This window comes from Oleiphilus sp. HI0125 (assembly GCF_001635355.1).
Window position 1 is genome coordinate 1 of the sequence record NZ_LWGF01001016.1, and the last position, 1,006, is coordinate 1,006.

General features: G+C 43.1%; 3 protein-coding genes. All 3 read left to right on the plus strand.

Annotation, left to right across the window (positions count from 1 at the left end):
• Positions 1 to 368: nicotinate-nicotinamide nucleotide adenylyltransferase (locus tag A3762_RS17445; RefSeq protein WP_369820693.1), on the plus strand; the 368-nt coding region annotated here is incomplete at its 5' end.
• Between the two features lie 30 nt (positions 369 to 398).
• Entirely contained in the window at positions 399 to 758 is a 360-nt protein-coding gene (gene rsfS / locus A3762_RS17450; RefSeq protein WP_068478500.1) for a ribosome silencing factor, read from the plus strand.
• A gap of 11 nt (positions 759 to 769) precedes the next feature.
• A partial coding sequence (locus A3762_RS17455; RefSeq protein WP_197469349.1) for a 23S rRNA (pseudouridine(1915)-N(3))-methyltransferase RlmH occupies positions 770 to 1,006 on the plus strand: 237 nt, incomplete at its 3' end.

Below are 1,006 nucleotides of genomic sequence, written 5' to 3' on the forward strand. Positions count from 1 at the left end.
CTTTGCAAGCTTTAAACTCTAATGAAGGGTTGATATTGGCGGTAGGAACAGACTCTGCGTTGAATATGCCTACTTGGCATCATGCAGAAGTATATAAAGATCTATGTAACGTCGTCGTGTTAGAGCGTCCCGATTACAGTAATGCGCAAATTGAAAACAACCTGAAAAGTTTGGGTTTTTCAATTGTTAGCTCGCCTGATGCGCTAAGATCTGCTAAAACCGGGTTAGCATTGATTGCGCGCGTAACGCAGTTGCAAATCTCTAGCTCAGATATTCGGCAAAGAGTTGCCGAAAACAAAAGCATTCGTTATTTGGTGCCTGATGCAGTGCAAGGCATTATTTGCGATAATGATTTTTATCAAATTTGAACCATTTTTTTGAGGCCAGTCCTTCCCTTTATGCAAGCAGATTCCATTAAAAACGTCGTTGTCGGCGCACTTGAAGATTTAAAAGCTGACAATATCAATATTTTGAACGTCAAAAAACGTACTAGCGTGACCGATTATATGGTGGTTGCCTCTGGTACTTCCTCTCGGCATGTTAAGTCTCTCGCTGACAACGTGCTAACCGAAGCTAAAGAGCAAGGTGTAAAGTCTGTAGGTGTTGAGGGTGATGCTAGCTCTGACTGGATTTTAGTGGACCTTGGTTCTGTCGTTGTTCACGTCATGCTCCCAGCAACGCGCACGTTCTATGACCTTGAGCGTTTTTGGGAAGGTGATGGCTCTGAAGGCGTAATGCCTTCGCCCGATGCGCGCTAAGATTTAGTCCAATGAAAGTTAAAGTTATCGCGGTTGGCACGAAAATGCCTAAGTGGGTAAATGAAGGAGCCTCAGAATTTACCAAGCGATTGCCGCGAGACTTTAAGATTGAGTTTATAGAGATCCCTTTAGGTAATCGAAGTAAAGGGGCTGATCTAAATAGAGCTATACAATTTGAGAGTAAAGCAATTTTAGACTCCTTGTCAGATCGAGATTGGGTTGTTGCGCTTGAGGTAAAAGGCAAGGAT